This is a genomic window from Methylobacterium sp. 001424705, assembly GCF_059816145.1.
Genome location: NZ_JCBANU010000009.1, coordinates 1 through 19,346, shown reverse-complemented (window position 1 = coordinate 19,346; position 19,346 = coordinate 1). Strand labels below are relative to the sequence as shown.

General features: G+C 69.2%; 15 protein-coding genes. 7 read left to right on the top strand and 8 right to left on the bottom strand.

Features of this window, described 5'->3' with window-relative positions; translation table 11 throughout:
- The gene (locus AC6EUL_RS08990) at positions 1-1,254 is read right to left on the bottom strand and encodes an urea ABC transporter substrate-binding protein (RefSeq protein ID WP_499869881.1); all 1,254 of its coding nucleotides are present in this window, start codon (positions 1,252-1,254) and stop codon (positions 1-3) included.
- Between the two features lie 388 nt (positions 1,255-1,642).
- Here AC6EUL_RS08990 and atzD point away from each other — a divergent pair, with 388 nt between their 5' ends.
- The 7 genes from atzD to AC6EUL_RS08955 all read left to right on the top strand — a co-directional run bounded on the left by atzD (position 1,643) and on the right by AC6EUL_RS08955 (position 8,963).
- Positions 1,643-2,749, top strand: coding sequence for a cyanuric acid amidohydrolase (atzD, locus tag AC6EUL_RS08985; RefSeq protein WP_499869880.1), 1,107 nt, complete (start codon positions 1,643-1,645; stop codon positions 2,747-2,749).
- A 4-nt stretch (positions 2,750-2,753) separates the two neighbouring features.
- The gene (gene hydA / locus AC6EUL_RS08980; protein ID WP_499869879.1) at positions 2,754-4,175 is read left to right on the top strand and encodes a dihydropyrimidinase; all 1,422 of its coding nucleotides are present in this window, start codon (positions 2,754-2,756) and stop codon (positions 4,173-4,175) included.
- Positions 4,176-4,299: 124 nt separating this feature from the next.
- Positions 4,300-5,292 carry an ABC transporter ATP-binding protein gene (locus tag AC6EUL_RS08975; protein ID WP_499869878.1) on the top strand — a complete coding sequence of 331 codons (993 nt, stop codon included), beginning with the start codon at positions 4,300-4,302 and terminating at the stop codon, positions 5,290-5,292.
- Positions 5,293-5,321: 29 nt separating this feature from the next.
- A complete protein-coding gene (locus AC6EUL_RS08970) occupies positions 5,322-6,596 on the top strand; it encodes an ABC transporter substrate-binding protein (RefSeq protein WP_499869877.1) in 1,275 nt (424 codons plus the stop codon).
- A gap of 70 nt (positions 6,597-6,666) precedes the next feature.
- The gene (locus AC6EUL_RS08965; protein ID WP_499869876.1) at positions 6,667-7,617 is read left to right on the top strand and encodes an ABC transporter permease; all 951 of its coding nucleotides are present in this window, start codon (positions 6,667-6,669) and stop codon (positions 7,615-7,617) included.
- Between the two features lie 2 nt (positions 7,618-7,619).
- Positions 7,620-8,510, top strand: coding sequence for an ABC transporter permease (locus tag AC6EUL_RS08960; protein WP_499869875.1), 891 nt, complete (start codon positions 7,620-7,622; stop codon positions 8,508-8,510).
- A gap of 129 nt (positions 8,511-8,639) precedes the next feature.
- A complete protein-coding gene (locus AC6EUL_RS08955) occupies positions 8,640-8,963 on the top strand; it encodes an SdpI family protein (protein ID WP_056274305.1) in 324 nt (107 codons plus the stop codon).
- Positions 8,964-9,012: 49 nt separating this feature from the next.
- On the opposite strand, the gene AC6EUL_RS08950 is transcribed toward AC6EUL_RS08955, so the two are convergent.
- The 7 genes from AC6EUL_RS08950 to ada form a co-directional block, all read right to left on the bottom strand.
- On the bottom strand, positions 9,013-10,038 hold the full coding sequence (locus AC6EUL_RS08950) for an ABC transporter ATP-binding protein (protein ID WP_056274302.1): 1,026 nt from the start codon (positions 10,036-10,038) through the stop codon (positions 9,013-9,015).
- Positions 10,035-11,096 (bottom strand): ABC transporter ATP-binding protein, encoded by a 1,062-nt coding sequence (locus AC6EUL_RS08945; protein ID WP_056274299.1) that lies wholly within the window; start codon positions 11,094-11,096, stop codon positions 10,035-10,037. The genes AC6EUL_RS08950 and AC6EUL_RS08945 overlap by 4 nt, the downstream gene beginning before the upstream one ends.
- Positions 11,093-12,022, bottom strand: coding sequence for an ABC transporter permease (locus AC6EUL_RS08940; protein WP_056221351.1), 930 nt, complete (start codon positions 12,020-12,022; stop codon positions 11,093-11,095). Before AC6EUL_RS08940 ends, AC6EUL_RS08945 begins: the two co-directional genes overlap by 4 nt.
- A complete protein-coding gene (locus tag AC6EUL_RS08935; RefSeq protein WP_499869874.1) occupies positions 12,022-12,975 on the bottom strand; it encodes an ABC transporter permease in 954 nt (317 codons plus the stop codon). The genes AC6EUL_RS08940 and AC6EUL_RS08935 overlap by 1 nt, the downstream gene beginning before the upstream one ends.
- Positions 12,976-13,153: 178 nt before the next feature.
- Complete coding sequence (locus tag AC6EUL_RS08930) at positions 13,154-14,701, bottom strand: ABC transporter substrate-binding protein (protein ID WP_244479716.1); 1,548 nt, start codon at positions 14,699-14,701, stop codon at positions 13,154-13,156.
- A gap of 387 nt (positions 14,702-15,088) precedes the next feature.
- Entirely contained in the window at positions 15,089-17,443 is a 2,355-nt protein-coding gene (locus AC6EUL_RS08925; RefSeq protein WP_499869873.1) for a TonB-dependent receptor family protein, read from the bottom strand.
- Between the two features lie 247 nt (positions 17,444-17,690).
- The gene (gene ada, locus AC6EUL_RS08920) at positions 17,691-18,785 is read right to left on the bottom strand and encodes a bifunctional DNA-binding transcriptional regulator/O6-methylguanine-DNA methyltransferase Ada (RefSeq protein ID WP_499869872.1); all 1,095 of its coding nucleotides are present in this window, start codon (positions 18,783-18,785) and stop codon (positions 17,691-17,693) included.
- Between the last annotated feature and the right edge of the window lie 561 nt (positions 18,786-19,346).

The window sequence follows — 19,346 nt, the reverse complement described above, 5'->3', positions numbered from 1 at the left end:
TCAACCCTTCAGGTCGGGGGTGAACTGCTTGTTGGTCTTCGGATTCTTCAGGAGGTCGCAGGCGCCGGCCGTGTCGGCGGGGAACTGTTCCGGGAAGCTCGCGAGGATCTCCCACTTCTTGTCCTTGGGCCGGGCGAGGTAGGTGTTGCGGATGGTATGGTGGGTCGCCCCGTCCATGGTCACCTTGCCGGTCGGACCCTCGTAGGAGATGCCGGATTCCAGGGCGGCGATGACCTTGTCGCGGTCGAGGGAGCCGGCCTTCTTCACCCCCTCGGCCCAGAGCATGATGCCGTCGTAGGTGGCGGTGTCGAGTTCGCTGAGGTCGGTGACGTCGGCGCCGAACTTGGCCTGCATCCCCTTGATGAACGCGACGCTCCGGGCGTCGGGCAGGTCGTTGTACCAGCCGTAGCATGTGACGATGCCGGTGGTGGTCGAAGCATCCATGGTGGTGAGTTCGTCGCCGAGCCCGAAGACCGAGGAAGCCACGGGAATCCGGCCCTTCATCCCGGCGGCGTCCCACTGGCGGTAGAAGCCCGAATGGTTGGCGCCCACCAGGGCCGAGAGCACGAGGTCGGGCTGGGCCTGCTGGATTCGGCTGATCGCGGAGGAGAAATTCGTCACGTCGAGGGGGAAGAAGTCGGTGCCGGCGACCGAGCCGCCGCCCTCCTTCATGAACTTCGTCATCCAGCTCGCGGTGATATGGCCGTAATTGTAGTCGGCCGCGATGATGTAGGCCTTCTTCCCCCAGGTCTTCAGCGCATAGTCGACGAGGTGATTCACGGTCTGGGCCGGCGTCGTGCCGGTGCAGAACACGTTGCGGTCGCAGACGCCGCCCTCGTATTGGGTGTTGTAGAAGTACAGGGTCTTGGACCGGCCGAAGATCGGCCGAATCGCCTCGCGCGAGGCCGATGTGATGCCACCCTGGATGACGTCGACCTTCTCCTTCAGTGCGAGTTGCTGGGCGTACTGCGTGTAGAGCTGCATGCTCGACTGGGTGTCGTAGGCGATGATCTTGATCGGCCGTCCGAGGAGGCCGCCGGCCTTGTTGATCAGTTCCACCGCGTATTCGGTTGTCTGGATCATCCGCTTGCCCTCGAGGCCGAGGGCGCCGCTGCCGTCGAGGAGGCTCCCGAGCTTGATCGGTTCCTCGGCGGCGAGGCCGTGGCGGGCGAGGAACGGCGTCGCGAGGGCGCCCGCCGCGGCGGCCGTGCCGAGCTTGAGCGCGCTGCGCCGGCTGATCGTCGGGTCTGTCATGCGTTCGTGCTCCTCAGGATTGCCGGCGGGAGGCCGTGTCCGCCGCCGGACGCTGTCAGGGCCTCGCGAAATCCAGCTTGGCAAAAGCAATGCCAACAAAACCCACAGATCGGTCATCGCCGTCGATCGAGGGCGCGATTGCCGTCCGCTTGGTCAGATCGGACAATTGAGCGCCACCCTCGGGGGCAGAAAGCCACAAATCGTGCAGCTCCAAACCGGGTCGCGCTGCCATCGACCACCTTGTCGCCCCCGGCCCGGCAAGAGCCGTACCGTTCGGTCCATCCCGACCGTTGCCCGTTCGGGAGCGCGGCGTGCGCAAACCAGCACTCGCGCGGGCCGGACGCGCGGCCTAGCTTGGCCCGTCCTCTCATCCAGACGCGAACCCGCCATGCCCGAATGCCTCGTCTTCCGCGTGCCGACCCGGCATCCCGCCGACGTCTCGGGGGTGATGGACCTCATCGCCGCCGGCGCCGTGGCGGCGGACGAGATCGTGGCGATCTTTGGCAAGACCGAGGGCAACGGCTGCGTCAACGACTTCACCCGCCCGCTCGCCGTGATGGCGCTGGAGACCGCCCTCGCCGGCGCGATGGGCTGCACGCCCGCGGCGGTCGGCGCACGGGTCGCCCTGGTCATGTCGGGCGGCACCGAGGGCGGGCTCTCTCCCCATCTCCTCGTGCTGGCGCGCCGCGATGGTCCCGAGGCCGAAGGTGCGTCGGCGCTGGCGATCGGCACCGCCTTCACGGCCGATTTCCGGCCCGAGGCGATCGGCCGGATGGCACAGGTGCGGGCGACGGCCGCGGCGGTCGGCGAAGCCATGGTCCAGGCCGGGCTGGACACGCCGGAGGACGTCCACTTCGTGCAGGTGAAGTGCCCGCTCCTCACCAGCGCCCGCATCCATGAGGCCGCCGAGCGCGGGGAAAGTGTGGCCACCCACGACACCTACGCCTCCATGGGCTTGTCGCGCGGCGCCTCGGCCCTGGGCATCGCCCTGGCCCTGGGAGAGGTCTCGGGCGAAGAGCTTTCGGACGCGGCCGTCGGCACGCGGCGCGACCTCTATTCCGGGCGCGCGAGTGCGTCAGCCGGCATCGAGCTGATGCGCAATGAGGTCATTGTCCTGGGCAATGCCCCCGGCTGGTCCGGCCCCCACGCCATCGCCCACCGGGTCATGCGCGACGGCATCGATTTCGACGCGATCCAGGGTGTCCTGGCGGATCTCGGGTTTTCCTCGTCGGGTCAGCTGGCTCCCGGGATGTCGGAGCGCGTGGTCGCCCTGCTCGCCAAGGCGGAGCCCTCGCATGACGGGCTGATCCGGCGCCGGCGCCACATCATGAACGACGACAGCGACATCAACGCCACCCGGCACGCCCGCGCCCTCGTGGGCGGGGTCGCCGCCGCCGCGATCGGGCGCACCGATCTGTTCGTCTCGGGCGGTGCCGAGCATCAGGGACCGGACGGCGGCGGCCCGGTGGCGATCATCGCCCGTGTGAGGGACTGACGCCATGCCCGACTTCGACCTCGCCATCCGGGGCGGCACGCTGGTCACCGCCACCGACACGTTCGCCGCCGATCTCGGCATCCGCGGCGGCCGCATCGCGGCGATCGGCGAGCGGATCGCCGATGCGGCCCGCACGATCGACGCCTCCGGCCTCCTCGTCCTGCCCGGGGGCATCGACAGCCACGTCCATATCGCGCAGGCGTCCGGCCCCGGCATCGTCATGGCGGACGACTTCGCCTCCGCGACCCGCGCGGCGGCCGTCGGCGGAAACACCTGCGTGATGCCCTTCGCGCTCCAGCCTCGCGGCGCGTCGCTCCGCGCGGCGACCCATGCCTACCGGGCGCTGGCGGAGGGGCAGTGCCACATCGATGTCGCCATCCACCTCATTGTCTCGGACCCGACGCCGGCGGTGCTCGGCCAGGAGCTGCCAGCCCTGATCGCGGAGGGTTACACCTCCTTCAAAGTATTTATGACCTATGACGACCTCGTCCTGAACGACCGCCAGATCCTCGACGTGTTCGACCTGGCGCGGCGGGAGGGCGCGCGCGTCATGGTCCATGCGGAGGGCTACGACGCCATCCGGTATATGACCGAGCGTCTGGAGAAGGCCGGCGAGACGCGCCCCTTCGGACATGCCCTGTCCCGGCCGCAGGTGGTCGAGCGCGAGGCGGCGCACCGGGCCATCAGCCACGCCGAGCTCGTCGACCTGCCGATCGTCATCGTCCACGTCTCGGGCCAGCAGGCCATGGAGCAGATCGCCTGGGGCCGGGAGCGCGGCCTGAAGATCCACGCCGAGACCTGCCCGCAATACCTGACCCTGACCGCCGACCACATGAAGGGCCTCAGCTCCGACGACCCGATGGCCGGGGCGAAATACGTCTGCTCGCCACCGCCGCGGGAGGCCTCCAACCAGGCCGCGATCTGGCGCGGGATCCAGACCGGATTGTTCGACGTGGTCTCCTCCGACCATTGCCCCTTCCGCTACGACGATCCCGCCGGCAAGCTGAACCCGAAGGGCCGGACCTCCTTCCGCTGGGTGCCCAACGGCATCCCGGGCATCGAGACCCGTCTGCCCATCCTGTTCTCGGAAGGCGTCTCGGCGGGGCGCATCTCCCTCAATCGCTTCGTGGAACTCACCGCCACCAACCACGCCAAGCTCTATGGGCTCTACCCGCGCAAGGGCTCGATCGGAATCGGCTTCGACGCCGACCTGACGCTGTGGGACCCGAACCGCCGCGAGACGATCCGGCAGGCCAACCTCCACCACGGGGCGGACTACACCCCCTGGGAGGGGTTTTCCGTGACGGGCTGGCCGGTGATGACCCTCGCGCGGGGCGAGGTCGTCGCCGAGGATGGGCGGGTGACCGGGCCGCACGGGCGTGGACGGGTCCTCGACCGGACGCCGGGGCCGGGGTCTGCCGCCTGATCCGGCCGGCCGTCTCCGGGCTGGCGCGCGCCAGCCCGGTTGCCGTCGACCGGAGACGATTTGGGTGGCGAAACGGGGATCGTCTGGCCCGTCCCTTGCTGGGGATCGGGCGGGGAGACAACGCATGGACGTCGAGCTGATCCGCCTGACCAAGCGCTACGGCCACACGACCGCCGTGGACGGCATCGATCTGAAGGTGCGCTCGGGCGCCTATTGCTGCCTGCTCGGCCCCTCGGGCTGCGGCAAGACCACCACCCTTCGGATGATCGGCGGCCACGAGACTGTGTCCGGCGGCGACGTGGTCATCGGCCCGCGCTCCGTGGGAGACGCCACGCCGGCCGAGCGCGGCACGGCGATGATGTTCCAGAGCTACGCCCTGTTTCCCCACCTGAATTGCCGCGACAACGTCGCCTTCAGCCTGAAGATGCGGGGCATCGCGAAGGCCGAGCGCCGCGCCAAGGCGCTGGCGATGCTCGACCTCGTTCAGATGGCCCATCTGGCGGAGCGCTTGCCGGCGCAACTCTCCGGTGGCCAGCAGCAGCGCGTGGCGCTCGCCCGCGCGCTGGTCACCGGACCCAAGGTCCTGCTCCTCGATGAGCCGCTCTCGGCCCTCGATCCGTTCCTGAGGGTGCGGATGCGGACCGAGCTGAAGCGGCTGCAGGCCGAACTCGGCATCACCTTCATCCACGTCACCCACAGCCAGGAGGAGGCGATGGCGCTCTCCGACCTCGTGGTGGTGATGAATGGTGGACGCATCGAGCAGGCGGCCGCCCCCCGCACCGTGTTCGAACGCCCGGCCACCGCCTTCGTCGCCCGCTTCATCGGCGGCCACAACGTCATCCGCCTGGCCGACGCGAGCGAGGTGGCGGTGCGCGCCGACCGGATGCGCCTCGGCGCGCAAGCCGGCCCGGACGCGGTGCCGGCCCGCGTCGTCTCGGTGGAGTACCAGGGCACCAGCGTGCATGTGGGCTTCGCGGCCGACGGCCTCGGCGGAGGACCCGCCACCGCCCTCACGGCCGTGATCGACGACGCGGCCTATGCGGGCGCCCCCCTCGCCCTCGGCCAGACCGTGCCGCTGGGCTGGGACGCCGACGCCGCCCATAGCCTGAGCGCCTGACCCGACCGCGTTTCCTCAGAGGAGCCTGCATGACGACCACGATCAAGCTGAGCCGCCGCACCTTGCTCCAGGGCGCGGGTGCCACCGGACTGGCCCTCGGCGCCGGTCCGATCACCGGCTTTCCCAACGTGATCGCGGCCGAACCCGTGACCCTGCGCTACCTCGGCACCGCCGTGAACCAGTCCGGCGACATCGCCCGCAAGGTGAAGGAGGATCTCGGGATCACGATCGAGTACATCCCCGTCGTCACCGACGAGGTGACGAAGCGCGTGGTGACGCAGCCGAACTCCTTTGACCTCCTCGACACCGAGTTCTTCAGTCTGAAGAAGCTTATCCCCTCGGGCAACATCCAGGGCATGGACGCTCGCCGAATCAAGCAAGCGGACAACATCACCCCGGTCTTCACCAAGGGCCAGGTCGGGGGCAAGACGATCGGCGACCAGGGCACGGCGCCCAAGAAGGTCTTCTATCTCGAGGGGCAAAACGCGAAGACCTTCGCGGGCTCGCCCACCGAGTGGATCACCTTGATCCCGACCACCTACAACGCCGACACGCTCGGCATCCGCCCGGACCTGATCAAGCGCCCGATCGCGAGTTGGAAGGAACTCCTGAACCCCGAATTCAAGGGGAAGGCCTCGATCCTCAACATCCCCTCCATCGGCATCATGGATGCCGCCATGGTGATCGAGGCCACGGGCGACTACACCTATCCCGACAAGGGCAACATGACGAAGGCCGAGATCGATCGCACCATCAAGGTGCTGATCGAGGCCAAGCGCGCCGGTCAGTTCCGCGCCTTCTGGCAGGACTTCAACGAATCCGTGAACCTGATGGCATCGGGCGAGACCGTGATCCAGTCGATGTGGTCGCCCGCCGTCACCAAGGTCCGCAGCCAGGGCGTGGCCTGCACCTACCAGCCCCTCAAGGAGGGCTACCGGGCCTGGGCCACCGGCTTCGGCCTGCCCAAGACCCTGACGGGCCGCAAGCTGGATGCGGCCTACGACTTCATCAACTGGTTCCTCTCCGGCTGGGCCGGCGCCTACCTCAACCGACAGGGCTACTACTCGGCCGTGCTGGAGACGGCCAAGGCGCACATGGAGCCCTACGAGTGGGCGTACTGGATGGAGGGCAAGCCCGCCGAGAAGGACATCAAGGGACCGGACGGCAGCGTGCTGGAGAAGGCCGGCGCCACCCGCGACGGCGGCTCCTTCGAGACCCGCATGGGCAGCGTCGCCTGCTGGAACGCCGTGATGGACGAGAACACCTACATGGTCCGCAAGTGGAACGAGTTCATCGCCGCGTAAGCGGGGCGACGATGCGAACGCCCTCCCCCGCAGAGGGGGGGAGGGTTTCGCCTGTCACGAGGGTTGCGCCATGACCGACATCGCCCTTCCCGCCGCCGTGACGGAGGCGCCGCCCGCCAAGGCCCCCGCCGCCAGCCTCACGACGAGGACCCGCCGCCGGCAGGCGCTGGCCTACCTCCAGGCCGCGCCGATGGCGCTCGTCTTCCTGGTGTTCTTCGTGGTGCCCCTGGGCCTGACCCTGATCGTCAGCTTCTGGGAGTACAACGAGTACGAGATCATTCCCGCCTTCACGGTGCAGAATTACATCGACGTGTTCGAGGGCTGCCTCAACACGGCGGATGCCTGCACCACCGTGCGGACCTATCTCTCGACCCTGAAATTCTGCGCGCTGACCTGGGCCTTCACCCTGGGGATCGGCTTCACGGTGGCCTACTTCGTCGCCTTCCATGTCCGGTCGCGCACCCTGCAGATGGCCTTGTTCCTCGTCTGCACGATCCCGTTCTGGACCTCGAACGTGATCCGGATGATCTCCTGGATCCCGCTGCTGGGCCGCAACGGCCTCGTCAACGACACCCTGATGGGGATGGGGCTGATCAGGACGCCCATCGAGGGCCTGCTCTATTCCGACTTCTCGGTGGTGCTCGCCTTCGTGCACCTCAACACGGTCTTCATGATCGTGCCGATCTTCAACAGCATGGCGCGCATCGACCGGTCGCTGATCGAGGCGGCCTATGATTCCGGCGCCACCGGCTGGCAGACCCTCTGGAACGTGGTAGTGCCCCTGGCCAAGCCCGGCATCGCCATCGGGTCGATCTTCGTGGTGACCCTGGTGATGGGCGACTTCGTCACCGTCGGCGTCATGGGCGGCCAGCAGATCGCCTCGGTCGGCAAGGTCATCCAGGTCCAGATGTCGGCCCTGCAGCTGCCGGCGGCCGCGGCCAACGCGGTGGTCCTGCTGGGCGCCGTGATGCTGATGATCGTGGCCATGACCCGGCTCATTGACTTGCGGAAGGAACTCTAGACGTGAGCGACCGCCCCCGCTCCCCGGCCTTCTACGCCCTGGCGGCGTTCTTCGCCCTCTTCGTGGCCTTCCTGTACGGGCCGACGCTGACCATCCTCGTCCTCAGCTTCCAGGGGCCGCAGGGGGGCCTCACCTTCCCGATGAACGGGGTCTCGACGCACTGGTTCGGCAAGCTCTGGGCCGGCCTCGGCATCGTCGACATCTGGGGCGCCCTCTGGCGCTCCCTGCGCCTCGGCCTCGTGGTGATGGGGCTCACCGTCGTCATCGCGTTCTTCGCCGGCCTCGCCTTCCGCAAGCGCTTCCGCGGCGAGGGCGCGCTGTTCACGGTCGCGGTCGCGAGCCTGATCGTCCCCTCGATCGTGGTCTCGCTCGGCATCGGGTTGGAATTCCGGCTCCTCGACGAGGCGGTGAAATGGGCCGCGGCCGAGACCGGATGGGGCTGGCTGCAGGAGCACGGTACCCTGATGGGGCTCTACACCTCGGCGCTGGGCGCCCACCTCACCTGGACCCTGCCCTTCGGCCTCCTCATCATGTTCGCGGTCTTCAACCGGTTCGACCCGGCCTACGAGGAGGCCGCCCGCGACCTCGGCGCCACCGGGTCCCAGACCCTGCGTCACGTGGTGGTGCCGATCCTCGGCCCCTCGCTGGTCGGCGTCGCGTTGTTCGGCTTCACCCTGTCCTTCGACGAGCTCGCCCGCACCAGCCAGGCCATCGGCGGCCGCAACACCCTGCCACTGGAGCTGCAGGGCCTGACCACCACCGTCACCACGCCGGAGATCTACGCGCTGGGCACCCTCACCACCGGCCTGTCGCTCGCGGTGATCGGACTGGCGTTGGGGACCAGCCTGTACCTGCAGCGGCGCAAGGCGAAGGCGGGCTTGCGGCTGGGGTGACGTCAGTCCGGGAGCTTCGTCAGACCGGCGATTTCGGACAACCTTCGAATCTCGCACACCTGGGTCATTCGAAAGAAACACCTCCAGGTTATCATCTGTCGCCGATGAAGCCTGGAGTTTTACCAACCGATGAGGCGTGCCTATCTGATCGTCGCGGCGACGGTCGCTGTTCTCACTTGCCTGTCTTGGGTCGCGAGCGTTCGATTCAGTGAGGCGAGCTTCCTCCCGATGCAGTGGGGGATCGACGGTCGCCCGACATGGTACGCCCCGAAGTGGATGGCGCTCAGCTTCGGTCCCATGATCGGATGCTTCGTGATGGCATCGATCCTGATCCCACGCCGATACGATCACGACGGTGCACGGGCCGTCAGAGACCTTCTCCCCGCGATCGTCATCGTGACGGGCGGCCAAGCCTTCTATCTCTTCGTGCTTTTGACTCGTGCGGCGGCCTAGCCGAGCCGACGTCAAAGCGGCCCCCGAAGGTCGGAGCCGACGCGCGACGCTACACAGCCGCTTCCAGCACCTGCGCCTTGTCCTCCGTGAACGCTGCGTGCGCCGCTTCCGTACGCCAACAGGCAGCGCGGTGGTCCGGCTTCACGTTGACGTAAGGAGGCGCCTCGACCCGGCAGCGCGCCTCGGCGAGGAAGCAGCGCGGGGCGAAGGGGCAGCCCGGCGGGCGGTTGGCCAGATCAGGCGGGCTGCCGGGGATCGTCTTCAGGCGCGTGCCCTTGGCGAGCGCCCCAACGGCGCGGCTGCGCAGGAGGCCGATCGTGTAGGGGTGGTGGGGAGCGAGCACCACGTCCCGGGCGGAGCCCTCCTCGACGATGCGGCCGGCATACATCACCGCGATCCGGTCCGCGACCTCCACGGCGGCGCCGAGGTCGTGGGTGACGAAGATCGTCGAGAGGCCGAGCTCCGCCTGCAATTCGCGCAGGAGCAGCAGGATCTGGATCTGAACGGTGGCGTCGAGCGCCGTGGTCGGCTCGTCGGCGAGCAGGACCTGCGGCCGGCAGGCGAGCGCCAGAGCGATCATCGCGCGTTGGCGCATGCCCCCCGACATCTCGTGCGGATAGGCGTCGAGGCGCCGCTCCGGGCTCGGAATGCGGACCCGCTCGAACAGGGCCAGGGCGCGCTGGCGGGCCGCCCCGGCGCTGATCCGCTCGTGCTGGCGGATCGCCTCGGTGATCTGCTGGCCCACCGTGTAGACGGGATCGAGGGCCAGGAGCGGCTCCTGAAAGATCATCGCCACGGCCCGGCCGCGCAGGGCCCGCAGGGCTTTGGGCGACAGGGCCATCACGTCCGCGCCGCCAACCCGGATCGTGCCGCCGATCCGCGTCCGGCGCTCCGGGTTCAGGCGCATGATCGCCCGAAGGGTGACGCTCTTGCCGGAGCCGGACTCGCCGATCAGCGCCACGGCCTGGCCGCGCTCCAGGGTGAGGTCGACCCCGTCCACGGCCTCGACCACGCCGCCGAAGACCACCGTCAGGCCGCGGATCGCGACGGCCGGCTCGGGTGCCGATACGCTCATGCGGCCACCGTCAGGCTGGGCGACGTGGAATGGCCCGAGCCGGGCTGGCGGGCGAGGCAGGCGACGCGGTGGCGCGCATCGCGGCCGTCGAGGGGCGGGACCGTGCCGCGGCAGACCTCTTCGACGAGGGCGCAGCGCGGGTGGAAGCGGCAGCCGGCGGGCGGGTCGATGGGGTTCGGCGGGTCGCCGGCAAGCGGCGCCACCGTGGTCCGCGCATCCGGGTCCATCGAGGGCATCGAGGACAGGAGCGCGGCCGTGTAGGGATGAGCCGGAGCGGCCAGCACCGTGTCGGCGGGGCCGATCTCCACCACCTGACCGAGATACATCACCGCCACCCGGTCGCAGATGAAGCGCACCACGTTGAGGTCGTGGCTGATGAACAGGTAGGTGAGGTTGAACTCCTGTTTCAAATCCATCAGCAGGTTCAGCACCTGCGCCTCCACCGACTTGTCGAGGGCCGAGACCGCCTCGTCGAGCACCACGAGGCGGGGTTCGAGGGCGAGCGCCCGGGCGATGTTCACCCGCTGGCGCTGGCCGCCTGAGAGCTCGTGCGGGTAGCGCGCCGCGAAGCGCGCCGGCTCCAGCCCCACCCGGGCGAGCAGGCTGCGGGCGCGCTCGATGGCCTGGCGCTTCGGGATCCCGTGCACCTGCGGCCCGAAGGCGATGGACCCCTCGACGGTCATGCGCGGATTCAGGGAGGAGTAGCTGTCCTGAAACACCATCTGGGCTTGGGCCCGGAAGTCCCGCAGGGGCAGCGCCCGGCTGCCGATGCGCTCGCCGTCGAACAGCAGGTCGCCGGAATCGTGGCGGATCAGGCCCATGATGAGCCGGGCGGTGGTGGACTTGCCGCAGCCCGACTCGCCGACCACGCCGAGGGTCTCGCCCTTCAGGATTTCGAAATCGACGCCGTCCACCGCTCGCACCACCGCCTTGGTGCCGCCGATGCCCTTCTTGACGGGAAAGTGCTTCACAAGTCGGTCGACGGTGAGGAGGGGCTGGGCCGGGCCGCCCCGGTCGCGGGCGATCGGGACGGTGGCGAGGCCGATGGGCTGGCTCATGCTTTCACCTCCATGGCGGATCGCAGGCCGTCGGAGAACAGGTTGAACGAGATCGAGACGATGAAGATGGCCAGCCCCGGCAGGGCCGCGACCATCGGGTTCACGTAGATCGCCGTGCGCAGGGTGTTCAGCATCAGGCCCCATTCGGGCTCCGGCGGCTTCACGCCGAGGCCGAGGAAGGAGAGGCCGGAGGCCAGGATCATCGATACGCTGATGAGGCTGGTGGCGTAGACGAAGATCGGCCCCAGCACGTTGCCGAGCACCTGCACGCGCAGGATCGTCAGGGTCGAGGCGCCGGAGAGGCGGGCGGCGTCGACGTAGTCGCGGGCGCGGATCTGGGTGGTCACGCTCTCGGCCACACGGGCGATCTGGGGCACGAACACGCAGGTCAGCGACACGATCGAGTTGAAGATGCCCGCGCCCAGGGCGCCAGAGAGCGCGATGGCGAGCAGCACCGAGGGGAACGCGAAGAACACGTCCACCGTGCGCATCAGCACGGTGTTGACCCAGCCGCCGACGTAGCCGGCCAGGATGCCGATGCCGGATCCGATGACGAAGGCGAGGATGACGGGGGTGACCCCGATGAACAGGGACAGGCGCCCGCCCATCATCAGGCGACTCAGCATGTCGCGGCCGAGTTCGTCCGAGCCCAGGAGGTAGGTGGCGTCGCCGATAGGCTTCAGGCGCCGCAGCATCGAGCCGCGATAGGGGTCCATCGGGGTGATCCAGGGCGAGAGCAGCGCCACCGCCACGATCGCCAGGATGATGCCGGCGGCGGCCATCGCTACGGGATCGCGCAGGAGCTTGTGGCCGACCTGCCCCCAGAACCCCCGCGAGGGCACGAAGGCGTCCGGCGCCGTCGGCGCCGGGGCGGCCCCGCCGGCGATGTCGAGGATCGGTGCGGCGGCCTGTGTCGCGCGTGCCATCAGCCCCTCTCGATGCGCGGGTCGAGCGCCGTCTGGACGACGTCGACGATGAGGTTGAGGGCGACGAAGAACATCGCCAGGACGAGAATTGAGCCCTGCAGCAGGGGCAGGTCGCGCTGGAAGATCGCGGCGTTGAGGAGGAAGCCGGTGCCGGGCCAGGCGAACACGGTCTCGATCAGGATCGAGCCGCCCAGCAGGTAGCCGAGTTGCAGGCCCATGATGGCCAGCGCCGTCGGGGCCGCGTTCTTGACGACGTGCCGGAACACGCCGAACTCGCTCATGCCCTTGGCCCGGAGCGCACCGACGAAGTCCTGCGCGAGGATGTCGCCCACCAGCGCCCGGATGGTGCGGGCGATGACGCCCATGGGAATCACCGACATCGTGAGGGCCGGCAGGATGATGTAGCGCAGGTGGTCGGGATCGGGCCGCCAGTTGCCCGAGCCGTCGGGCCCGGCCCCGGTGGGCGGCAGCCAGCCGAGCTGGGCCGAGAACACGATGACCAGCACCATGCCGAGCCAGTAATGCGGCACGCTCACCCCGAAGACCGAGACCGCCGAGGCGAGCCGGTCCAGGACCGAGTTGCGGAAGTAGCCGGCCACGAAGCCGAACAGGCACCCGAAGGTGAAGCCGATCAGCGTCGCCACGGAGGCCAGGATCAGGCTGTTCACCACGGCCCGCCCGACCTCCTGCACCACGGGGCGGCCGGTGGCGATGGAGATGCCGAGATCGCCCTGAAGCACGTGCCAGAGCCAGATCACGTACTGGACGGGCAGCGGCTTGTCGTAGCCGTAGGCCGCCCGCATGGCGTCGATGGTCTCCTGCGTGGCGTCCACCGGGAGCACCGCGCTCAAGGGATCGCCGGGGGCGAGGTGGACCAGCATGAAGCAGACGACGCTCACGCCGAGCGCCACCGGCGTCACGGTGAGCAGGCGCTTGAGGATGAACTTCAGCATGTTCTCAGCCCTCTCTCCTCTGCGGAAGAGGGTACTTGCGGAGCAGGCGGGAGCGGAGGCGATTTTGCTGGATGCGGCATGCCCCTCCCCCGGTTCCTGCGCGACCACCCTCCCCCCGCAGCGGGGGGAGGGTTCATGACCGCGACCTTCATCGTCACTTGCTCAACCACTTGCCCGATCACTTGCCCATCGAGATCGGCGAGAAGTCCTGGAACCAGTTCTGCGCCTGCACGAAGCCCTTCACCTTGGGGCTCATGGCACGCGGATTGGTGTCGTGGGCCACCATCAGGAACAGGGCGTCGTCGACGTACTTCTCGTGCACCTTTTCCAGGACCTTGGTCTGCTCGGCCGGGTCGAAGGTGGTGCGGACCTGGTCGAAGAGCTTGTCCATCTCGGGGTCGCAGTAATGGCCCCAGTTGGTGCCGTTGGGCGCCGCGAGGTTGCACTGGAGGTGGCGGATGAAGCCCGTGAAGGGGTCCTGGATGAAGTAGGAGAAGTTCATCCCCGTCGCCTTGCGCGACATGTCGGACTTGGCGCCCGCGCGCCACAGGTTGATGAGCGTGTTCCACTCGACCACCTCGAACTCGACCTTGATGCCGACATCCGCGAGGTTCTGCTGGATGAACTCGTTCATCGGCAGGGGCTGCATCTGGCCCGAGCCCGACGGCGCGATCAGGATCTTGGTGACGATGGGCTTGTTCGGGCCGTAGCCGGCCTCGGCCAGGAGCTTCTTGGCGGCTTCGGGGTCGTAGGTCGGCTTGAAGGTCGGGTGGCCGAACCAGGCCGAGCCCGGCGGCATGAAGCCCTGCGCCGGGATCATCAGCCCGTTCAGCAGCTCCTTCATGCCCTCGCGGTCCACCGCGAGGTTGGCGGCCTTGCGCACGCGGATGTCGTTCCAGGGCGAGCCCTCGACGCGGGAGAGGTGCCAGGTCCAGTTGTGCGGGTAGGCGTTGGTGACGATGCCGAAGCCGGCGGCCTTCAGGGACGCGACGGCATCCGGCGGGGGCGCCTCGATCCAGTCGACCTGACCCGAACGGAGGGCCGCCACGCGGGCATTGGCCTCGGGCAGCGGCACGAGCACGAGCTTGTCGAGCTTGGGCACCCGGGCCTTGTCCCAGTACTCCTTGTTGGGCACCATCTCGGCGCGCTCGCGCGGGGCGAACAGGGTGAGCTTCCACGGGCCGGTGCCGGCCGGGGTCTTGGCGAAGGCGTCCCAGCTCTTGCCGACCTTCTCCCACTGGGCCGGCGACGAGATCATGATCCACGCGATCTGGTAGGGCAGCGTCGCGTCGGGGTTCTTGGTGACGATTTCGAGGGTGGTCGGGTCGATGGCGCGGTAGCTCGCCACCGCCGGGATGCGCGAGCGCCCCTGGGCCGACTGGCGCGGGTCGAATTGCGGCGCGTCGGTCTTCAGGAGCTTGTCGAGGTTCCACACCACCGACTCGGCGGTGAAGGGCGAGCCGTCGTGGAAGGTCACGCCCTCGCGCAGCTTGAAGGTCCACTTGGTGTTGTCGGCGGGATCGACGGCCCAGCTCGTGGCGAGGCCCGGCACCAGCACGGAGGGCTTGGTGGCGGAGGAGAGGTCCCAATTGATGAGCCCGTCATAGACCGTATAGCCCGTGAACCGCATGCCCTCGCCGCCATTGTCGGCTTGGCCCGTGGTGAGCGGGATGTCGGAGGCCGTCATACCGATCTTGAGGACGCCCTGCGCGAAGGCCGTGGGCATCAGCACCCCGGACAGCAGGGCGGCGGCGAGAAGGCGGGACTTCGACCATCGGGAAACGGAAGCAAACATGCGCGGACGGGTTTCCATGGGCTGGAGACGGCGTGACGGAACCGTGAATGCAATCCATCGGCCAACCCCTCGCGCCGCTCCCGGTCGCCCGAGACGAACACGCCGCCTGATCATGTCTTGCCGCCCACGATCCCGATTCTGTGCTGCACCGACCGAGGACACCACAATGCTGTCCGGGTCGCCGGGTACGCGGCCAGGCATTGCCTCAAAGACACGCAGAGACCTTGCCGCTCTCCAGAAACCTCCCATCCAACGCCTAAAATATAGGCAATCCCGCGCTCTGCCCGCCGGAGCCGCAGACTCGCGAGCCGCAGGATCTCAGAACGCGAGCTTCAGCCCTCCGACGACGTTGCGCGGCGCACCCGCGAGGATCGATCCGGCCGTGCCCGCCAGGGTGGCTGCTCCATTTTCCAGGCCGGTAGTCCGGCTGAGGGTGCTCGTCAGGTTCAGGGCGGAGGCGATGAAGGTCGTGTCGAGCAGGTTGCGGACTTCCAGGTACAGGCTGAGGCGCTTGGCGTAGCCCCCGGTAAGCTCCGTGGCGTAGTGGACGTTCGCGTTGAGGATGGCGTAGCCGGGGGTCCTCAGGCGGTTTCCGTTGTCGATGAGGACGCCGTCCTGAACCACGGTCTCCACGAAGGCGCCGAGCCCGTCCAGGGGGCCGCCGACCTGATCGTAGCCGACCCGCGCCAGGAGCTGGTGCGCGGGGACGCCGGGAATGGACTTGCCCGCCCGGTCCAAACGGGCGGTGACGGCACCGGCGCTCAGCAGCTCGGTGAACCGCGTGTAGATCTGATCGTCGAAGCTGTAGGCCAGCGTTCCGCGCCAGCCCGGCGCGAAGGCCCAGTCGCCGCCGAGTTCGACGCCGCGATGCTCCGAGGCCGGGGCGTTGATGAAGTAGCTCAGCCGGCCCCCACCCGGTGATTGCGACAGGAGTTCGTTGCGGAAGAACTCGTAGAAGCCCGTGAGGCTGATCCGCAGGGAGTCCACCGGCGTCCAGTCGACGCCGAGGTCGAAGCCGAGGTTCGTCTGTGCCTGAAGCTGCGTGTTGTTGCCCGGCAGCCCCGCGCTGGTGACGAACAGGTTGCTGCCCGTCGGCGTGGCGTAGCCGGTGGCGACGCGCCCGCGGACGCTCCAGGCGTCCCGGGGCCGATAGACCACGGCCAGTTCCGGCGCGACGTTGAGGAAGCTGCGCGCGGCATCGACCACCGAGGCCGTCCGTCCGGCTTCCGAATAGGTATAGGCGCTGTTGCGTCCGGTGATCGTGGTGTTCGTCGCGCTGAGTCCGAGGAGCCCGCTCCACTGGTCGGAAAGTGCCACCTCCGTGCGGGCGCGCCCGCCGAGATTGGTCTGGTCGCCGCGCAGGTCTCCGATCAGGGCGCCCAGGGCCGGTCGTCCCGCCCCCGGCGCCCGGTTGAACGTGGTCACGTGGTTGTCGAGGATCTCGGAGGTGAAGGCCACGTAGCCCACGGCCGGCAGGCCCATCAGGTCGTAGCGTCGGGTCAGGTCCGTGAGGAGGGTCAGGGACGGGTAACTGCCCCGGACGGCGGAGGTGTAGAACGGCTGGTCGAAGTTGCGCTCGTCGAAGCCGAGCTGGGTCCGCCAGGTCGTCTGTGCGTCGAGGTCGTGCTCCCAGCGCAGGGCCACGACGGTGCGCCGGTCGTCCCGTCCGAACCCGCCCTCGGTGGCGGTCACGCCGACGGTCCGGCCGAAGGCCCCGTTGGCGAACAGGTTCGTCAGGGTACAGCCCGGTGCCGCCGTCGCCACCGTGCCGCATCCGCGCTGGTAGGGATTGATCTGGTACTGGTTCAGGGAGGACCGGGCGGGCAGGTTCGCCTGCAACGGGTTGTTGATTACCTTCAGGGTGAAGCGGTTGTCCGGCGTCGGCGTGTAGCTGGCCAGCAGGTTGATCGTCTGCGTGTCGTAGGCGCTGTGATCCTGGTAGCCGTTGGCGCGGACGTCGCTTGCGAACAGGCTGATCTCGACGGGGCCGCTGACGCCGCCGACCGTGAAGTAATTGCTGAGGTAGCCGAAGCTGCCCGCATCGGTGCCGATCTCGAAGCCGTCGATCTCGCGGCCCGTCCGGGTGCGGAAGGCGAGCGCGCCGCCGGTGGCGTAGTTGCCGAAGAGCGCTGATTGCGGACCGCGGAACACGTCGATGCGGCTGTAGGCGCGCGGATCGACGAGGTCGAAGCGCGAGGCGCCGTCCGGCTGGGTCAGGAGAAAGCCGTCGTCCAGCACAACCATGTTCCGGATGACGCCGGTGGAGCGGGCATTGTTGCCGCGGATGGAGATCACCACGTCGCGCCCGCCATTGCCCGGGCGCACGGTGACGCCGGGACTGTTCACCAGCACCGATCCGAGGCTTGTGGCGGGCCGGTTCTCGATCGTTTCGGTTCGGCTGACGCGCGTGGCGGTGGCGCCCAGGGGCTGTTCGATCACGCTCGGGCTGGAACCGGGGGGCGCCGAGACACCGAACGGCACCCCGGCCGGTGCCGGGCGACCCTCGGCCGTGATCGAGACCTCCTCCAGCACGATCCCGCCCGCCTCCTCGGCGCGCACCTCCGACGCGGAGAGAAGGACGGCGACGAGGGCAAGCCGGACGGCTCCGGTTCGCGGGGCCGCAGTTCGGGGCGCGACGGCCTGGGAACGCGGAGAACGGGGAACAGCGGTCATGCCGGTTTCGACCACGGGAGCGGGGGCGGGTCACGCCGTAGGGAGGGAGGCCGGTCGGGCCGGACGCGAACCGCGACGTCCATTCATGCGCATCGCGCGTCCGGGAATGCCGAGGTCGCTTCTACCCCGTGGACCGAGGGGGCGCGACGGGTCGGACACCCTGTGGTCGTGACCTGTGGCTCCCATGCCACGTCGAACCCGACACGTCGAACCTGCTCTCTCAAACCGTCAGGCGCGGGCGAGACCCTCAGCGCGCATCCGCCTCGCGGTCGAGGAGCTGGCGCTTGCGCGCGACGCCCCAGCGATAACCGGAGAGCGACCCGTCCGCGCGGACCACCCGGTGGCACGGGATGGCGACCGCCAGCCGGTTGGCGCCGCACGCCTGGGCCACGGCCCGCATGGATGTCGGGGCGCCGATGGCCTGGGCGATCGCGCCGTAGGTCGTCGTGGTGCCGATCGGGACGGCGCGAAGGGCGGCCCAGACCCGCTGCTGGAAGATGGTGCCGCCGATGTCGAGGGGCAGGTCGAGGCCGCGGCCCGGCGCCTCGACGAAACCGACGACCGTCGCCACCCACCCGTCGAAGGCTGGATCGCCGGGCGCCAGGTCGGCCCTGGGGAAGCGGTCCTGGAGATCGCGGACCAGGGCGTCGGGATCGTCGCCCAGGAGAATCGCGCAGAGGCCCTTGGGGGTCGCCGCCACCAGGAGCGCGCCGGGGGAGCACGCGGCCACCGCGAAGCGGATCGCCGTCCCGGCGCCTCCCGTGCGATAGGCCGATGGGCGCATCCCGAGCCGATCCGGGCCTTCAGCGTAGAAGCGGCTCGACGCGTTGAAGCCGGCCGCGAAGACCGCTTCGGTCACCGTCCCGGCCTCGGGCAGGCGTTGCGCCACGCGCTCGGCCCGCTTGGCCGTCGCGTAGGCCTTCGGCGTGATGCCGGTGACCCTTCGGAAGACGCGGTGGAAGTGGAAGGCGCTCAGGCCCGCTTCCGCGGCGAGGCCTTCGAGTGTCGGCATGGTCTCGGCCGCGTCGATCAGGCGGCAGGCCCGGACGATCGCGGCGACGTGCCGTTCGGCCAGGGTCGCGTCGTTGGGCCGACAGCGCCGGCACGGGCGGAAGCCCGCGGCCTCGGCTGCGTCGCAGGTGGCGTGGAAGCTCACGTTCTCCGGGTTGGCCGCGCGGGAGGGGCAACTGAGGCGACAATACACGCCGGTGGTGCGAACGGCGTAGACGAAGGTGCCGTCGGCCCGCGCGTCGCGGGCGGTGAGCGCGGCCCATCGCTGCGCGTCCGCGTCATCGGGGGCGCTCGGGTCGTCCCACTCCGGATGGGTGTCAGCGCGCCGCATGGGGAAACGTCCTCCGTCGTCCAGGGGCGGCCCCCGCTTGTCGCGGCCGCGTCGCAGCCTGTCCTGCCCTGAAATCCCCGGAGCCGCATCCCGATCCTTGCTCTCGAATCCGGCTGGCGAGGCATCAGTACCGTACCACTTGCGTTGGCGGGGCCTCGCCCGGCGAACAGACCGGCGGCCGATGTCCACCGTGCCGCCCGGCGCCTCCGATCCGGCATCTCGATGTCCAGCGAACAGGCTATCGCGGGCCGGCGGCTTGGGCGGCAACGGTGGCCTGTCGCGGAGGCAAGGACACGTCGGCGGCAGGAGACCCCGAGACACGGTGCGTGCCTGACGGGGGCGCCCGATCGGAGGGGGCGGGGCTGGCCGGCGTCGGTCAGCCCCGTCCGTTCAGACGCGGCGGGCGTCGTAACCGGCCACGACGGTGGCGGCCTTGGGAGCGCCGAGGCGTCCGCCGAAGAAGCCGGCAAGCGCGCCCAGGATGAGGGCGAGCGCGCCGTAGAAGGCGCCCTGGGTGGCGGCGGACTTGGCGGCGACGGCCGCGGCTTCCGCCTTCACCTT

Coding starts and splice junctions, on each gene's coding strand:
- AC6EUL_RS08990 (WP_499869881.1), bottom strand. CDS start 1,254: ATGACAGACCCGACGATCAGCCGGCGCAGCGCGCTCAAGCTCGGCACG.
- atzD (WP_499869880.1), top strand. CDS start 1,643: ATGCCCGAATGCCTCGTCTTCCGCGTGCCGACCCGGCATCCCGCCGAC.
- hydA (WP_499869879.1), top strand. CDS start 2,754: ATGCCCGACTTCGACCTCGCCATCCGGGGCGGCACGCTGGTCACCGCC.
- AC6EUL_RS08975 (WP_499869878.1), top strand. CDS start 4,300: ATGGACGTCGAGCTGATCCGCCTGACCAAGCGCTACGGCCACACGACC.
- AC6EUL_RS08970 (WP_499869877.1), top strand. CDS start 5,322: ATGACGACCACGATCAAGCTGAGCCGCCGCACCTTGCTCCAGGGCGCG.
- AC6EUL_RS08965 (WP_499869876.1), top strand. CDS start 6,667: ATGACCGACATCGCCCTTCCCGCCGCCGTGACGGAGGCGCCGCCCGCC.
- AC6EUL_RS08955 (WP_056274305.1), top strand. CDS start 8,640: ATGAGGCGTGCCTATCTGATCGTCGCGGCGACGGTCGCTGTTCTCACT.
- AC6EUL_RS08950 (WP_056274302.1), bottom strand. CDS start 10,038: ATGAGCGTATCGGCACCCGAGCCGGCCGTCGCGATCCGCGGCCTGACG.
- AC6EUL_RS08945 (WP_056274299.1), bottom strand. CDS start 11,096: ATGAGCCAGCCCATCGGCCTCGCCACCGTCCCGATCGCCCGCGACCGG.
- AC6EUL_RS08940 (WP_056221351.1), bottom strand. CDS start 12,022: ATGGCACGCGCGACACAGGCCGCCGCACCGATCCTCGACATCGCCGGC.
- AC6EUL_RS08935 (WP_499869874.1), bottom strand. CDS start 12,975: ATGCTGAAGTTCATCCTCAAGCGCCTGCTCACCGTGACGCCGGTGGCG.
- AC6EUL_RS08930 (WP_244479716.1), bottom strand. CDS start 14,701: ATGCCCACGGCCTTCGCGCAGGGCGTCCTCAAGATCGGTATGACGGCC.
- AC6EUL_RS08925 (WP_499869873.1), bottom strand. CDS start 17,443: ATGACCGCTGTTCCCCGTTCTCCGCGTTCCCAGGCCGTCGCGCCCCGA.
- ada (WP_499869872.1), bottom strand. CDS start 18,785: ATGCGGCGCGCTGACACCCATCCGGAGTGGGACGACCCGAGCGCCCCC.